General features: G+C 56.5%; 15 protein-coding genes. 10 read left to right on the top strand and 5 right to left on the bottom strand.

Features of this window, described 5'->3' with window-relative positions:
• Window positions 1-4: 4 nt before the first annotated feature.
• The 9 genes from murC (at window position 5) to mutT (ending at window position 10754) form a co-directional block, all read left to right on the top strand.
• Window positions 5-1480, top strand: a complete 1476-nt coding sequence (gene murC, locus B8P98_RS23260; RefSeq protein ID WP_025710997.1) for a UDP-N-acetylmuramate--L-alanine ligase — start codon at window positions 5-7, stop codon at window positions 1478-1480.
• Window positions 1473-2393, top strand: coding sequence for a D-alanine--D-alanine ligase (locus B8P98_RS23255; protein ID WP_025710996.1), 921 nt, complete (start codon window positions 1473-1475; stop codon window positions 2391-2393). Before murC ends, B8P98_RS23255 begins: the two co-directional genes overlap by 8 nt.
• A gap of 1 nt (window position 2394) precedes the next feature.
• Window positions 2395-3228, top strand: a complete 834-nt coding sequence (gene ftsQ / locus B8P98_RS23250; protein WP_025710995.1) for a cell division protein FtsQ — start codon at window positions 2395-2397, stop codon at window positions 3226-3228.
• Window positions 3225-4487, top strand: a complete 1263-nt coding sequence (ftsA, locus tag B8P98_RS23245) for a cell division protein FtsA (RefSeq protein ID WP_002888625.1) — start codon at window positions 3225-3227, stop codon at window positions 4485-4487. The genes ftsQ and ftsA overlap by 4 nt, the downstream gene beginning before the upstream one ends.
• 62 nt (window positions 4488-4549) lie before the next feature.
• Entirely contained in the window at window positions 4550-5701 is a 1152-nt protein-coding gene (gene ftsZ, locus B8P98_RS23240; RefSeq protein WP_002888628.1) for a cell division protein FtsZ, read from the top strand.
• Window positions 5702-5801: 100 nt separating this feature from the next.
• Window positions 5802-6719, top strand: a complete 918-nt coding sequence (gene lpxC / locus B8P98_RS23235; protein WP_025710992.1) for a UDP-3-O-acyl-N-acetylglucosamine deacetylase — start codon at window positions 5802-5804, stop codon at window positions 6717-6719.
• A gap of 323 nt (window positions 6720-7042) precedes the next feature.
• Window positions 7043-7540 (top strand): secA translation cis-regulator SecM, encoded by a 498-nt coding sequence (gene secM / locus B8P98_RS23230; protein ID WP_202806976.1) that lies wholly within the window; start codon window positions 7043-7045, stop codon window positions 7538-7540.
• 63 nt (window positions 7541-7603) lie between these two features.
• Window positions 7604-10309, top strand: coding sequence for a preprotein translocase subunit SecA (gene secA / locus B8P98_RS23225; RefSeq protein ID WP_080897855.1), 2706 nt, complete (start codon window positions 7604-7606; stop codon window positions 10307-10309).
• Window positions 10310-10361: 52 nt separating this feature from the next.
• Entirely contained in the window at window positions 10362-10754 is a 393-nt protein-coding gene (gene mutT, locus B8P98_RS23220; protein ID WP_025710989.1) for an 8-oxo-dGTP diphosphatase MutT, read from the top strand.
• Between the two features lie 53 nt (window positions 10755-10807).
• Here the strand turns inward: mutT and yacG are convergent, their stop codons facing one another.
• Genes yacG through coaE form a run of 3 tightly spaced genes read right to left on the bottom strand, consistent with a single transcriptional unit; the run spans window position 10808 to window position 12375 of the window.
• Window positions 10808-11002 carry a DNA gyrase inhibitor YacG gene (gene yacG / locus B8P98_RS23215; protein WP_025710988.1) on the bottom strand — a complete coding sequence of 65 codons (195 nt, stop codon included), beginning with the start codon at window positions 11000-11002 and terminating at the stop codon, window positions 10808-10810.
• Window positions 11003-11011: 9 nt separating this feature from the next.
• Complete coding sequence (gene zapD / locus B8P98_RS23210) at window positions 11012-11755, bottom strand: cell division protein ZapD (protein WP_025710987.1); 744 nt, start codon at window positions 11753-11755, stop codon at window positions 11012-11014.
• A complete protein-coding gene (coaE, locus tag B8P98_RS23205; RefSeq protein ID WP_025710986.1) occupies window positions 11755-12375 on the bottom strand; it encodes a dephospho-CoA kinase in 621 nt (206 codons plus the stop codon). Before coaE ends, zapD begins: the two co-directional genes overlap by 1 nt.
• A gap of 343 nt (window positions 12376-12718) precedes the next feature.
• On the opposite strand from coaE, the gene B8P98_RS23200 reads away from it, so the two are divergent.
• The gene (locus B8P98_RS23200) at window positions 12719-13762 is read left to right on the top strand and encodes a GMP reductase (protein WP_025710985.1); all 1044 of its coding nucleotides are present in this window, start codon (window positions 12719-12721) and stop codon (window positions 13760-13762) included.
• Window positions 13763-13798: 36 nt separating this feature from the next.
• On the opposite strand, the gene hofC is transcribed toward B8P98_RS23200, so the two are convergent.
• Complete coding sequence (gene hofC / locus B8P98_RS23195; RefSeq protein ID WP_025710984.1) at window positions 13799-15004, bottom strand: protein transport protein HofC; 1206 nt, start codon at window positions 15002-15004, stop codon at window positions 13799-13801.
• Window positions 14994-16379 carry a type II secretion system protein GspE gene (gene gspE, locus B8P98_RS23190; protein ID WP_025710983.1) on the bottom strand — a complete coding sequence of 462 codons (1386 nt, stop codon included), beginning with the start codon at window positions 16377-16379 and terminating at the stop codon, window positions 14994-14996. Before gspE ends, hofC begins: the two co-directional genes overlap by 11 nt.
• Window positions 16380-16382 lie beyond the last annotated feature (3 nt).

The following is a 16382-nucleotide window of genomic DNA, read 5'->3' as shown; positions in this document are numbered from 1 at the left end:
AAGAATGAATACACAAGATTTGGCAAAACTGCGTTCCATAGTGCCCGAGATGCGTCGCGTCCGGCACATTCACTTTGTCGGCATCGGTGGTGCCGGTATGGGCGGTATTGCCGAAGTGTTGGCGAATGAAGGTTATCAGATAAGCGGCTCCGACCTGGCGCCGAATCCGGTGACCCAGCAGCTGTCGCAGCTTGGCGCCACCATTTATTTCAACCATCGCCCGGAAAACGTGCGCGATGCCAGCGTTGTTGTCGTCTCCAGCGCGATCTCCGCGGATAACCCGGAAATCGTTGCCGCGCACGAGGCGCGCATCCCGGTGATCCGCCGTGCGGAAATGCTGGCGGAGCTGATGCGCTTCCGCCACGGGATTGCGATTGCCGGAACGCATGGCAAAACCACCACCACCGCGATGGTGTCGAGTATTTACGCCGAAGCCGGGCTTGACCCAACCTTCGTCAACGGTGGGTTGGTCAAAGCGGCGGGCGTCCATGCGCGTCTCGGCCACAGCCGTTACCTGATTGCGGAAGCCGATGAAAGCGACGCGTCGTTCCTGCATCTGCAGCCGATGGTCGCGATTGTGACCAACATCGAAGCCGACCATATGGATACTTACCATGGTGACTTTGAGAATCTGAAGCAGACCTTTATTAATTTTCTGCACAACCTGCCGTTCTACGGACGTGCGGTGATGTGCGTGGACGACCCGGTTATTCGTGAACTGCTGCCGCGCGTCGGCCGGCAGATCACGACCTACGGTTTTAGCGACGACGCCGACGTTCGCGTCGAGGACTACCGTCAGCTTGGGGCTCAAGGCCATTTTCGCCTGGTGCGTCAGGATAAAGAGATCCTGCAGGTCACGCTCAATGCCCCGGGACGCCATAACGCATTGAACGCGGCGGCTGCGGTTGCCGTGGCGACGGAAGAGGGGATTGATGACCAGGCGATCCTGCGCGCGCTGGAAAGTTTCCAGGGCACCGGCCGCCGCTTCGACTTCCTTGGCGAATATCCGCTGGCGGAAGTCAACGGCAAGAGCGGTAGCGCGATGCTGATCGACGATTACGGTCATCACCCGACGGAAGTGGACGCCACGATTAAAGCGGCACGTGCTGGTTGGCCGGATAAAAATCTGGTGATGGTTTTCCAGCCGCACCGTTACACCCGTACACGCGATCTGTATGACGATTTTGCCAACGTGCTGACTCAGGTCGATGCCCTGCTGATGCTGGACGTCTATCCGGCGGGCGAAGCGCCGATCCCTGGCGCCGACAGCCGTTCCCTGTGTCGCACCATTCGCGGCCGTGGAAAAGTGGACCCAATCCTGGTATCCGATCCGGCTCAGGCGGCGGAGATGCTGGCGTCGGTACTGACCGGTAACGATTTAGTGTTGGTGCAGGGCGCCGGAAACATCGGAAAAATTGCCCGTCACCTGGCTGAAATCAAACTGATTCCGCAAAAAACGGAGGAAGAGCGCCATGGCTGATAAAATCGCGGTGCTTTTCGGTGGAACCTCCGCTGAACGTGAAGTGTCGCTGAATTCAGGCGCCGCGGTGTTGGCCGGGCTGCGTGAAGGCGGGGTGGATGCCCATCCGGTTGACCCGCGCGATGTCGATATTACCCAGCTAAAAAATCTGGGCTTTAAGAAAGCGTTTATTGCCCTGCATGGTCGCGGCGGGGAAGATGGCACCCTGCAAGGGCTGCTGGATCTGATCCAACTGCCTTATACCGGCAGCGGCGTGATGGCTTCCGCGCTGTCGATGGATAAACTGCGCAGCAAATGGCTGTGGCAGGGGGCGGGATTGCCGGTCGCGCCGTGGGTGGCGCTGACCCGCGCCCAGTTCAACGCCGGGCTTTCTGCTGAAGATGAACAACAGATTGCGGCGCTGGGGCTGCCGGTCATCATCAAGCCCAGCCGTGAAGGCTCAAGCGTCGGGATGTCGAAAGTCAGTGAAAGCTGTGATTTACCGAGTGCATTGGCGCTGGCTTTTCAGCATGATGATGAAGTTTTGGTTGAAAAATGGCTCAGTGGGCCGGAATTTACCGTCGCCATCGTCGGTGAAGAAATTTTACCGTCAATACGTATCCAGGCCGCGGGAACCTTCTATGATTATGAGGCGAAGTATCTCTCTGATGAGACGCAATATTTCTGCCCAGGATTTGAAGATCCCGCGCGTGAGTCAGCCATCCAGAGCCTGGTGCTTAAAGCCTGGAATGTTCTGGGTTGCAAAGGCTGGGGCCGTATTGACGTGATGCTGGACAGCGATGGCCAGTTTTATCTGCTGGAAGCGAATACTTCCCCGGGCATGACCAGCCATAGCCTTGTACCGATGGCGGCGCGTCAGGCGGGGATGAGCTTCTCGCAGCTTGTTGTACGAATTCTGGACCTGGCGGGGTGATATGTCGCAGGCTGCGCTGAATACGCGGAACCAGGAAGAAGAGTCGATTGCTTCTTCGCGTCGGAATAATGGAACCCGGCTGGCAGGTATCGTTTTCCTGCTGGCGGTCTTGTGTACCGTGTTGGTCAGCGGGTGGATGGTTCTTGGCTGGATGGAAGATGCGCAGCGCTTACCGCTGTCGAAGATGGTCGTCACCGGCGAGCGCCACTATACGCGCAATGATGACATTCGCCAGGCGATCCTGGCGCTGGGTTCGCCGGGAACCTTTATGACTCAGGATGTGAATATCATTCAGAGTCAAATTGAACGCCTGCCGTGGATTAAGCAGGCGAGTGTCAGAAAGCAGTGGCCCGATGAATTGAAGATTCATCTGGTTGAATATGTGCCGATTGCGCGCTGGAATGATCAACATATGGTGGATGCAGAAGGAAATGCCTTCAGCGTGCCGGCGGATCGCACCAGCAAACAGAATTTACCGATGTTGTACGGCCCGGAAGGCAGCGAGAACGAAGTGCTGCAGGGGTATCGTGACATGGGGCAGGTGCTGGCAAAGGATAAATTCACGTTGAAAGTGGCGGCGATGACCGCCCGTCGCTCCTGGCAGTTGACGCTTAATAATGACATTAAGCTCAACCTTGGCCGTGGCGATACCATGAAACGGCTTCAGCGCTTTATGGAACTCTACCCGGTTCTTCAGCAACAGGCGCAGACCGACGGCAAACGGATTAGCTACGTTGATTTGCGTTATGACTCGGGTGCGGCAGTGGGCTGGGTACCTGCTCCCGCAGAGGAAACTAATCAACAACAGAATCAGGCACAGGCAGAACAACAATGATCAAGGCGACGGACAGAAAACTGGTAGTTGGACTGGAGATTGGCACCGCCAAGGTGGCCGCTTTAGTAGGGGAAGTTCTGCCCGACGGCATGATTAATATCATCGGCGTGGGCAGTTGCCCATCGCGGGGTATGGATAAAGGCGGTGTGAACGACCTTGAGTCGGTGGTGAAATGCGTACAGCGCGCCATCGATCAGGCCGAACTGATGGCGGATTGCCAGATTTCATCAGTTTATTTGGCACTTTCGGGTAAACATATAAGCTGTCAGAATGAAATCGGGATGGTACCGATTTCGGAAGAAGAAGTGACGCAGGACGACGTCGAGAACGTGGTCCATACCGCGAAGTCGGTTCGTGTACGCGATGAACATCGCGTCCTGCACGTCATCCCGCAGGAATACGCTATCGACTATCAGGAAGGGATTAAAAACCCGGTAGGACTGTCCGGCGTGCGTATGCAGGCGAAGGTACATTTGATTACCTGCCATAACGATATGGCGAAAAACATTGTTAAAGCGGTGGAACGTTGTGGTCTGAAAGTTGACCAACTGATTTTCGCCGGCTTAGCGGCCAGTTATTCCGTATTAACAGAAGACGAACGTGAGCTGGGCGTCTGCGTCGTAGACATCGGCGGTGGTACAATGGATATCGCGGTCTACACCGGTGGCGCGCTGCGTCACACCAAGGTGATCCCTTATGCAGGGAACGTGGTAACCAGCGATATCGCCTATGCCTTCGGTACACCGCCGAGCGATGCCGAAGCGATCAAGGTTCGTCACGGCTGTGCATTAGGTTCCATTGTCGGCAAAGACGAAAACGTCGAAGTGCCGAGCGTTGGCGGGCGTCCGCCGCGTAGCCTGCAGCGTCAGACGCTGGCAGAGGTCATTGAACCACGCTACACCGAGCTGCTTAATCTGGTCAATGAAGAGATCCTGCAGCTGCAGGAACAGCTCCGCCAGCAGGGTGTCAAACATCATCTGGCAGCGGGAATTGTTTTAACCGGCGGCGCGGCGCAAATTGAAGGGCTTGCCGCCTGTGCTCAGCGGGTGTTCCATACGCAAGTGCGTATTGGCGCGCCGCTGAATATCACCGGTTTAACGGATTATGCCCAAGAGCCGTATTATTCAACGGCAGTGGGTCTGCTGCACTACGGGAAAGAGTCACATCTCAGTGGTGAGGCAGAAGTGGAAAAACGTGTGACAGCCTCAGTAGGGTCGTGGATCAAACGACTGAACAGCTGGCTGCGAAAAGAGTTTTAATTTTTTAAGAGAACGCAGACAATTAGCGTTCTCAGGCGACAGGCACAAGACGGAGAGAAACTATGTTTGAACCTATGGAACTGACCAACGACGCGGTGATTAAAGTCATCGGCGTCGGTGGCGGCGGCGGTAATGCCGTTGAACACATGGTGCGCGAGCGCATTGAGGGTGTTGAATTCTTCGCGGTGAACACCGATGCGCAGGCGCTGCGTAAAACGGCTGTTGGCCAGACTATCCAGATCGGTAGTGGTATTACCAAAGGTCTGGGCGCAGGCGCGAACCCGGAAGTCGGCCGTAACGCGGCTGACGAAGACCGTGAAGCGCTGCGTGCGGCTCTTGATGGCGCAGACATGGTGTTCATCGCGGCAGGCATGGGCGGCGGTACCGGTACCGGTGCGGCACCTGTTGTTGCGGAAGTGGCGAAGGATCTGGGGATCCTGACCGTTGCGGTCGTCACTAAGCCGTTTAACTTTGAAGGCAAGAAGCGCATGGCGTTTGCTGAGCAGGGGATCACCGAGCTGTCCAAGCACGTTGACTCACTGATCACCATCCCGAACGACAAGCTGCTGAAAGTACTGGGTCGCGGTATCTCTCTGCTCGACGCTTTCGGCGCGGCGAACGACGTACTGAAAGGCGCGGTGCAGGGTATTGCTGAACTGATTACCCGTCCGGGTCTGATGAACGTCGACTTCGCGGACGTGCGTACCGTGATGTCGGAAATGGGCTACGCCATGATGGGCTCCGGCGTGGCGAGCGGTGAAGACCGTGCGGAAGAAGCGGCTGAAATGGCTATCTCTTCTCCGCTGCTGGAAGATATCGATCTGTCCGGTGCGCGCGGCGTACTGGTCAACATCACCGCCGGCTTTGACCTGCGTCTGGATGAGTTCGAGACCGTGGGTAACACTATCCGCGCCTTTGCTTCGGATAACGCGACCGTGGTTATCGGTACCTCTCTGGACCCGGATATGAACGACGAGCTGCGTGTCACCGTTGTTGCCACCGGTATCGGTATGGACAAGCGTCCGGAAATTACCCTGGTGACCAACAAACAGGTTCAGCAGCCGGTGATGGATCGCTACCAGCAGCACGGTATGTCGCCGCTGACGCAAGAGCAGAAGCCGGCAGCAAAAGTGGTGAACGACAACACGCCGCAAACCGCGAAAGAGCCAGATTATCTGGATATCCCAGCCTTCCTGCGTAAGCAAGCCGATTAAGAATCGACTGGAAGTTGGGCATCTGCGCTCTTTGTGCTAAACTGGCCTCCCGATAGTGGTGTACACTTCGGTTGGATAGGTAAATTGGCGAGATTATACGATGATCAAACAAAGGACTCTTAAACGTATCGTTCAGGCGACTGGTGTCGGTTTGCATACCGGCAAGAAAGTCACGCTGACGTTACGCCCTGCGCCGGCAAATACCGGGGTCATCTATCGTCGCACCGACTTGAATCCACCGGTTGATTTTCCGGCTGATGCCAAATCTGTGCGTGATACCATGCTCTGTACTTGCCTGGTTAATGAGCATGACGTGCGGATTTCTACGGTTGAACACCTGAACGCCGCATTGGCTGGCCTGGGTATCGACAACATCATTGTTGAAGTCGATGCGCCAGAAATCCCGATTATGGACGGTAGTGCGGCTCCGTTCGTTTATCTGTTGCTGGACGCCGGCATTGATGAACTGAACTGCGCCAAGAAATTTGTTCGTATCAAAGAGACGGTTCGCGTCGAAGATGGCGACAAATGGGCTGAATTCAAACCGTACAATGGTTTTTCGCTGGATTTCACCATCGATTTTAACCATCCGGCAATTGATGCCAGCACCCAGCGCTATACGCTGAACTTCTCGGCCGATGCGTTCATGCGCCAGATTAGCCGTGCGCGTACCTTCGGTTTTATGCGCGATATCGAATATCTGCAGTCCCGCGGCCTGTGCCTGGGCGGCAGCTTCGATTGTGCCATCGTTGTTGACGATTATCGCGTACTGAACGAAGACGGTCTGCGCTTTGAAGACGAATTTGTGCGTCACAAAATGCTGGATGCGATCGGTGACCTGTTTATGTGTGGTCACAACATTATCGGCGCATTCACGGCGTACAAATCGGGTCACGCGTTAAATAACAAACTGCTGCAGGCTGTTCTGGCAAAACAGGAAGCCTGGGAGTATGTGACCTTCGAAGACGACGCAAAACTGCCACTGGCGTTCCGCGCACCGTCGATGGTTCTGGCGTAAGCCTGACCATTCAGTAAATTCGACTGGTAACCTGGTACTCTCTCCGACCAGGGAGCCAGTCGTTTTTCTTTTATAACCACTTCCAGTTATTTTTCGTAGTGATTGCTGGGCAATAGTTAGCGCGCGTTCGCTGCTTTATTAAGCGTTTTCCCCCGGCAATGGCCTTCATTCCTGCTGCCTCTGCGCGGTATTAATGTTAGTATTTGAGCGCAAAATTATTTCTCCGGATTGCTTTACCCCGTAGACATCAGGTTGTCCTGCGAAAAACGTCAATAAAGAGACAGCCTGAACGATAACGGGTATACCAAAGAAAGGTAATGAACGTGAGTGGATTGCTGACGCGCTGGCGACAGTTTGGCAGACGGTATTTTTGGCCGCATCTCCTGTTGGGGATGGTCGCGGCCAGCCTCGGCCTGCCTGCGTTAAGCAACGGCCATGAGACCACGGCGCCGGCGAAAGCGACCGCCAGCAATCACAATCCGAGCAAAGTTAATTTCTCTCAGCTGGCGCTGCTGGAGACCAATCGTCGGCCCAACTTTACCGTCGATTACTGGCATCAGCACGCCATTCGCACCGTTATTCGCCATCTCTCCTTCGCCATGGCACCGCAGGCGTTGCCAGTGGCGGAAGAAGCGTCCCCATTGCAGGCGCAGCATCTGGCGCTGCTCGATACACTCAGCGCGCTGCTGACTCAGGACAGCACGCCGCCGGTGGTGATCCGCCAGGCGGCATATATCCCTTCCTCATATTCTGCGTTCCGCGTCAGCGCCTGGATAAGCCAGGTGACAGGGATCCGCGCAGGGCCTCAACGTCTCAGCTGAAAATAAACACGGACCATCTTATTTTTTTGTGACTCCGCACCGCGGGGCGTTTGAGATTTTATTATGCTTATTAAAATGTTAACTAAGGTTTTCGGTAGCCGTAACGACCGTACGCTGCGTCGTATGCGCAAAGTCGTCAATATCATCAATGGTATGGAACCGGCGATGGAAAAACTCTCTGATGACGAGCTTAAAGCGAAAACCGCGGAATTCCGCGCGCGTCTGGAAAAAGGCGAAGTGCTGGAGAATCTGATCCCGGAAGCCTTCGCCGTCGTTCGCGAAGCCAGTAAGCGCGTGTTCGGCATGCGGCACTTTGACGTCCAGCTGCTGGGCGGTATGGTGCTTAACGATCGCTGCATCGCCGAGATGCGTACCGGTGAAGGTAAAACTCTGACCGCAACCCTGCCGGCGTACCTCAACGCGCTGACCGGGAAAGGCGTTCACGTGGTGACCGTCAACGACTACCTGGCCCAGCGTGACGCCGAAAATAACCGCCCGCTGTTTGAATTCCTTGGCATGACGGTTGGCATCAACATGTCCGGCCTGCCAGCGCCAGCGAAGCGTGAAGCCTACGCTGCCGATATCACCTACGGCACCAACAACGAATACGGCTTCGACTATCTGCGCGACAACATGGCCTTCAGCCCGGAAGAGCGCGTTCAACGTAAACTGCACTATGCGCTGGTGGATGAGGTGGACTCCATCCTGATCGACGAAGCGCGTACCCCGCTGATCATTTCCGGCCCGGCGGAAGACAGCTCGGAAATGTACCGTAAGGTCAACAAGATCATTCCGCACCTGATCCGCCAGGAAAAAGAGGATTCGGATACCTTTACTGGTGAAGGCCACTTCTCCGTTGACGAGAAAGCGCGCCAGGTTAACCTGACCGAACGTGGTCTGGTGCTGATTGAAGAGCTGCTGGTACAGGAAGGCATTATGGATGAAGGCGAGTCACTGTACTCCCCGACCAACATTATGCTGATGCACCACGTGACCGCCGCGCTACGTGCCCACGCGCTGTTCACCCGCGACGTTGACTACATTGTTAAAGATGGTGAAGTCATTATCGTCGATGAGCACACTGGCCGTACGATGCAGGGGCGCCGCTGGTCCGATGGTCTGCACCAGGCCGTTGAGGCCAAAGAGGGCGTGGAGATCCAGAACGAGAACCAGACTCTGGCTTCAATCACCTTCCAGAACTATTTCCGTCTGTACGAGAAGCTGGCGGGGATGACCGGTACAGCGGATACCGAAGCCTTCGAATTCAGTTCGATCTATAAGCTGGATACCGTGGTTGTGCCGACCAACCGTCCGATGATCCGTAAAGACATGGCGGACCTGGTCTATATGACCGAAGCGGAAAAAATTCAGGCAATTATCGAAGATATTAAAGACCGTACCGCTGCCGGTCAGCCGGTGCTGGTCGGTACTATCTCGATCGAAAAATCTGAAGTGGTCTCTCGTGAGCTGACCAAAGCGGGCATTAAACACAACGTCCTGAACGCCAAATTCCACGCCAGCGAAGCGGATATCGTCGCCCAGGCGGGCTACCCTTCCGCGGTGACCATCGCCACCAACATGGCGGGTCGTGGTACCGATATTATGCTGGGCGGTAGCTGGCAGGCCGAAGTCGCCGCGCTGGAAAATCCAACGCCAGAGCAGATTGAAAAAATCAAAGCTGACTGGCAGGTGCGCCATGATGCAGTCCTGGCGGCAGGCGGTCTGCACATCATCGGCACCGAGCGTCATGAATCACGCCGTATCGATAACCAGCTGCGTGGCCGTGCCGGTCGTCAGGGGGATGCCGGTTCTTCCCGCTTCTATCTGTCGATGGAAGATGCCCTGATGCGTATCTTCGCCTCCGATCGTGTGTCCGGTATGATGCGCAAACTGGGGATGAAGCCGGGTGAAGCTATTGAGCACCCGTGGGTCACCAAGGCTATCGCCAACGCGCAGCGTAAAGTGGAAAGCCGTAACTTCGATATTCGTAAGCAGCTGCTGGAATATGATGATGTGGCCAACGACCAGCGCCGGGCGATCTACACCCAGCGTAACGAGCTGCTGGATGTGTCTGACGTCAGCGAAACCATTAACAGCATCCGCGAAGACGTCTTTAAAGCAACGATCGACGCCCATATTCCGCCGCAGTCGCTGGAGGAGATGTGGGATATCGAAGGTCTGCAGGAGCGCCTGAAAAACGATTTCGACCTCGACCTGCCAATTAAAGAGTGGCTGGATAAAGAGCCGGAGCTGCATGAAGAGACCCTGCGCGAACGTATTCTGCAGAGCGCGGTAGAAACCTACCAGCGTAAAGAAGAAGTGGTCGGTGCCGAGATGATGCGCCACTTCGAGAAAGGCGTGATGCTGCAGACCCTGGATTCGCTGTGGAAAGAGCACCTGGCGGCGATGGATTACCTGCGCCAGGGGATCCATCTGCGTGGCTATGCGCAGAAAGATCCGAAGCAGGAGTACAAGCGCGAATCGTTCTCTATGTTTGCGGCGATGCTGGAGTCACTGAAGTATGAAGTGATCAGCACCCTGAGCAAAGTCCAGGTGCGGATGCCGGAAGAAGTCGAGGCGATGGAACAGCAGCGTCGTGAAGAGGCCGAGCGCCTGGCGCAGATGCAGCAGCTTAGCCATCAGAGCGATGATGAAGCCGCAGCCCAGGATCTGGCGGCACAAACCGGCGAGCGTAAAGTGGGGCGTAACGATCCCTGTCCGTGCGGTTCCGGTAAAAAATACAAACAGTGCCACGGCCGTCTGAGCTAAGGGCTGATAAAAAAGGCGCAGAGTTCTGCGCCTTTTTTATGGAGCTGATTTAATGAAAACACTGCAAATTGCCGTCGGGATCATTCGCAATCCGCAAGGCGAAATCTTTATAACCCAGCGTTCTGCTGATGCCCACATGGCGAATAAGCTGGAGTTCCCGGGCGGGAAGATTGAATCTGATGAAACGCCGGAGCAGGCGCTAGTACGCGAGCTGCAGGAAGAGGTCGGGATTACGGTAACGACTGCAACGCTCTTCGATAAGCTGGATTATCAGTTCCCCGATCGTCACATTACACTGTGGTTTTTCCTCGTGGAGGACTGGGAAGGCGAGCCGTGGGGCAAAGAGGGACAGCCGGGATGCTGGATGGCTCGACTGGCGCTGGATCCGGCAGCGTTTCCTCCAGCGAATGAACCGGTTATCAGTAAACTCATTGCCCAGGGCTGAGCCCCAGGTTACGAGGCTAACCCGAAACCTGTCGGGTTAGCCTGCCCAGTGCCTCAGGGTTGCTGTTCGCTCCAGTCATCGCTGTCGGAGAGATCGCCCGCGCTGGGGATACGCTTCTCTTCTGCTGCCCATTCTCCCAGATCGATCAGCTGGCAACGCTTGCTACAGAACGGACGAAACGGGCTCTGCTCGCCCCACACCACGTTTTTGCCGCAGGTCGGGCAGTGGACGATAGTCTCTTCTGACATGATATCTCCTTAACAGCAGGCCAGTTCAAAATCAAAGCGTTCCGGCACGATCCCATATTCACTGTCCAGCGGCAGGAAACGGATGGCGAAACGGCTCTTATGGCCGGAAATTTGTGGATAGAGCTGATAGGCCAGATCGAGACGCAGTCGTAGCAGGTCGGCGTCTTCGCCATTATCCTGGTAAAAGCCATTGAGGCTGGTCTGTTTACGAAACTGAGCAGAGTTACGGATCAGATCGAGGATCAGGCTCAGGGACTGGACCAGCGGATCGAGGCTGGCAAGCCAGCTGGCTATTTGTTCATCACGATGTGACTGCGGCATATGGAGCCAGATATGCAGGGTCGGTAAATCGAAGCTACAGCAGCCGCCAGGAATACTCAGGCGCTGACGCACCAGCGCAATCAGGCGATCTTCACGCAGAAACTGACCAATGCGCGGCGCGGCCATCAGGGTGCTGGAGGACTGCTTCAGCTGCTGGCGCAGCTCGTTAATACGCTCCTGATCGACGCCCGGCACTTCTGCCCAGGACTGGAGCTTACGCTGCTGACGATCCAGCTCTTTGACCAGGTCGGTACGTACCTCGCCACGCTCCAGAACATCCAGCAGATCGCCGGCGTTACGGAAAAAATGGAGCGCATCGGCATGGCTGGCAATCAGGGGATGGAAAGCCATCTGCTGGATCAGAAATTCAATGCGCAGCCAGGTGCGCATTTTCTCATTAAGAGGATGTTCAAACAGAACGGGGGTATGCATTACGAGTTTTCCTGTGAGGCGGCCTGCGATGCCAGCGTTAAATACTTTTCGTGCAGGCGGGCAACATCCGATGCCACTGCATCCGGCGTGCCAGTGTTTTCAATAACATCGTCCGCGATGGCCAGGCGCTGCTCGCGCGAGACCTGGGCGGCAAGAATATGTTCAGCATGTTCGCGGCTGACCTTATCGCGCAGCATAGTGCGTTCGATTTGCGTCTCTTTTGGCACATCGACGACCAGTACGCGATCGGCCTGGCTGGACAGGCGGTTTTCGACCAGCAAAGGTACGACCCAGAGGAGATAAGGGGAGGTAGCGGCCTGCATCTGGCGGCGCGTTTCCTGCTGAATCAGCGGATGCAACAGCGCGTTGAGCCAGGCTTTTTCCTCCACATGAGCAAAAATTTTTTCCCGTAGCAGGCGACGGTTTAGCGTGCCGTCGGCGGCAATCATCTGTGGCCCGAAGTGGCCGGCAATGGCCTGGAGTGCCGGGGTACCGGGCTCGACGACCTGACGGGCGATGACATCGGCATCGATAACGTTAACCCCGAGCTGCGCGAAGGCGTCGGCGACCGTACTTTTACCGCTACCGATCCCGCCTGTTAACGCGACTGTGTACCCCATATCTTCTGACCCTGAAACGGATTGCTCGTATTTATTTGTATTCAGACAGCGATAACTGGCGGTACGCCGGGGAGGCAACAGTGATCATGTTGTGAGGTCCCGTGCCAACCGGGAACGCCGTCCGCTATTCTGTTTCTTTTAATCAAGCAAATCAAATGGTTAAAAATAATACACTGGCGGGTGAAGGCGTTAGCGCTTTTTTCACTATTCACCAGGTAAATTTATACGATTGTAGCGTAAAAAAAGTGAAAATCGCAGTCTTGCGCGGGCCTGATTCGTGCGTATGATAACGTCACTGGAGTTGTGCTCTCACATTAATGCCATTAACCCCAGGAATTCGCACATGCGTATTGAAGAAGATCTGAAGCTTGGTTTCAAAGACGTTCTTATCCGCCCGAAACGCTCTACCCTCAAAAGTCGTTCTGATGTTGAGCTGGAACGTGAATTCACCTTTAAACATTCAGGCCAGACCTGGTCCGGTGTGCCAATTATTGCGGCTAACATGGATACCGTCGGCACCTTCAGCATGGCGAAAGCACTGGCCACTTTTGGCATTCTGACCGCGGTACACAAGCATTACACTGCTGAAGAGTGGCAGGCGTTTGTGCAGGAAGCCTCCGCAGACACACTCAAGCATGTGATGGTTTCCACCGGTACTTCCGATGCGGATTTCGAAAAGACCCAACAGATCCTCTCTCAGAACCCACAACTGAGCTTCGTGTGCATTGATGTCGCCAACGGCTACTCTGAGCACTTCGTCCAGTTCGTGGCGAAAGCCCGCGAAGCCTGGCCGCAGAAAACCATTATCGCCGGGAACGTAGTTACCGGTGAAATGTGTGAAGAGCTGATCCTCTCCGGCGCCGATATTGTGAAAGTTGGGATTGGCCCGGGCTCTGTCTGTACTACCCGCGTCAAAACTGGCGTCGGCTATCCGCAGCTCTCCGCCGTGATTGAGTGCGCTGATGCGGCGCACGGCCTGGGCGGCCAGATCATCAGTGACGGCGGCTGCACAATGCCTGGCGATGTCGCGAAAGCCTTTGGCGGCGGCGCCGATTTCGTGATGCTTGGCGGCATGCTGGCAGGCCATGAAGAGAGCGGCGGCACCATCGTTGAAGAAAACGGCGAGAAATTCATGCTGTTCTACGGCATGAGCTCCGAGTCGGCGATGACGCGCCATGTGGGCGGTGTGGCGAAATACCGCGCGGCGGAAGGCAAAACCGTTAAGCTGCCGCTGCGTGGTCCGGTGGACAATACCGCACGCGACATTCTCGGCGGCCTGCGTTCTGCCTGCACCTATGTTGGCGCCTCGCGACTGAAAGAGCTGACCAAACGGACGACCTTTATCCGCGTTCAGGAACAAGAGAACCGGGTTTTCAACAGCCTGTAACCGGCTGCGCTGGCGCCAGTGCGGTGCCAGCATTTCTCATCCTCCCGCCCCGCCAATGGCATCGCCGAGGTGAAAAACGGGCAAATACATCGCCACCACCAGGATGCCGACCAGCGAGCCGGTTATCACCAGCATGAGAGGTTCCAGATGCGCAGCCAGACTGTCGGCGCGCTGATGGGTTTGCTCCCGATGATGGTGTGCCAGGTTTTCCAGCATCTGATCCAGGGCCCCCGCGCTTTCACCGGTGCGAATGAGCTGCAGACACAGCGGTGTAAAACCACCGCAGCGGCTTAACGCCTGCCAGATGGGTTCTCCTTGCGCTATCCGCTCACGTGCCTGTGCCAGGCGCTGACGCCACAGTGGACACGACAGGGTCTCTTCAACGCTTTGCAGCCCTTGCAGGAAGCTAATGCCAGCGCTTTGGGTTAATGCCAGGATGGTAAATATCAGACTCAGCTGTTGGCCGCCGATCAGGGGGCCGACGAGGGGGAGCGCGTTAAGCAAACGCTGGCGACGCAGCAGCCAGTCGCTACGCTGCCGGACCAGTTGGTTGAGCAGCAATGGGCTGAGCAGAATGGCCAACAGCAGTGCCCAACCACGACTCAGCATATCGCCTGCCGCAATGACGATCCGCGTCAACAGCGGCAGCGGCGTATTGAACGTTTGGTAGATGGCAGTAAACTCGGGCAGGACAAAATAGAGCATTCCCAGCACCACCACCAACGCCAGGGAGAGCACGATCAGCGGGTAGCGCAGCGCTTTTTTGACCTTACCGGCAAGCCGCTGCTGCTCCTGCTGCTGGTTGGCCAGCTGCAGGCAGCAGATGTCAAGCTTGCCCGTTAGTTCGCCGGTGCTAATCATCGCCAGATAAAGGGGCGGAAAGGCCTGCGGCCACTGCGCCAGCGCGGTAGAGAACGCTACGCCCTGAGCCAGCTCGCGGCCCAGTGCCTCAAGCAGCGCCTGCCACTGCGCATGCGGTTGCTGCTGCGCCAGCAGCGTTAACCCGTCCGCCAGCGGCAGCCCGGCCGCCAGAAGAGTGGCGAGCTGACGGATCGTTTCGCTACTGTAGCGCGGATGCCACAGGCTCTGCTTCACTGGACAGCGGCGCACGGCCAGCGGCATGATGCGCTGTTGCTGGAGGTGGTGCAGCGCCTCCAGACGACTGGCTTGCCATAACATCCCCTGACGAGGCGCGCCCTGCGCATCGACACCTCGCCAGCGCCAGAGACGCTTAGTCGCCATGAGGTATCCCCAGCACCCGCACCACCTCTTCAAGACTGGTCAATCCCTGCTCGATAGCCTGACAGCCGCTTTCAAAGAGCGTCATCATGCCCGCTGCTCGCGCCAGAGATTCAATTTCAATAGCGTTCAACCCCTGGACTATTCCCTGACGTAATGCTGGGGTGACAGGTAATACTTCGAACAGCGCCAGACGCCCATAATACCCGTGATAGCAGTGTTCGCAGCCCGTCGCCTGCCAGCGTGGCAGCGGGCGTGGCCACAGGCTGTGCGGCAGGTCGGCGGCGCTGCCGGCATTGCGCCGACAGTGGGGACACAGCTTGCGGACCAGACGCTGGGCGATAACCAGCGAGAGCGCAGAAGAGATCATCCAGCGAGCAATGCCCATTTGCTGCAAACGAGTCAGGGTTTCGCTGGTGGAGTTGGTGTGCAGAGTGGACAGTACCAGATGACCGGTCTGGGCGGCTTTGAGCGCGATTTCAGCGGTCTCGGCATCGCGGATTTCACCCACCATCACAATATCCGGGTCCTGGCGTAACAGGGCGCGCAGCACGCTGTGAAAGGTCAGTCCGGCGCGGGGGTTGATTTGCGTCTGATTCATTCCGGCGATAGGGATCTCCAGCGGATCCTCCACGCTACAGATGTTTACTTGCTCCCGGTTTCTGGCCTGCAGGGCGCTGTAGAGGGTCACCGTTTTACCACTGCCGGTTGGGCCGGTGACCAGCAGCAGCCCCTGTGGCTGGTTCAGCGCCTGGCGAAAGGCCGCCAGCTGGGAGGATGAGAGGCCGAGAGCCTCCAGATCCAGCGCTTGATCCACCTGATGTAGCAGGCGCAGAACAATTTTTTCGCCATAGCGGCAGGGCAGAGTGGCGATACGAAAGGAGAGTGACCGTCCGGCGAGGTTGAGGGCGAACTGGCCGTCCTGCGGCAAACGATGCTCGGCGATATCCAGACTGGCCATCACCTTGAGTCGCGCGATAACCGGTGCGGCCAGCTCGGGCGCCAGTAGCGGCAGGGCGTGAAGGACGCCGTCGACTCGCAGGCGGATGCGTAAGTGGGTTTCCGTAGGCTCAATATGGATATCGGATGCTCGTTGTCGCAGAGCCTGCTCGAGGATCTGGTTGACCCGCTCGGCGATATTTTCTGGTCCTGCGTTTTGCGCCAGTTGCGCCTGCTTTTCCTGGGCCTGCAGACGCTTGTCCATCTGTTCCTGGTTCCAGCATTCAATATCGATCCGTTTTTGTGTCGCGAAGCGCAGCGCCTCCATCAGCTCCGCCGGTGGGGTATCCACCACCGCAATAGAAATGGTCTGCTCATCGCTATGCAACAGCAGGGCGTGATAGCGACGACAAAGTGGGATCAGCTGTTCTGTTTTCATCTT

Source organism: Klebsiella quasivariicola (genome assembly GCF_002269255.1).
Classification (GTDB): domain Bacteria; phylum Pseudomonadota; class Gammaproteobacteria; order Enterobacterales; family Enterobacteriaceae; genus Klebsiella; species Klebsiella quasivariicola.
The sequence above is the reverse complement of the archived record's forward strand: the minus strand, read 5'-3'. Positions and strand labels throughout refer to the sequence as shown.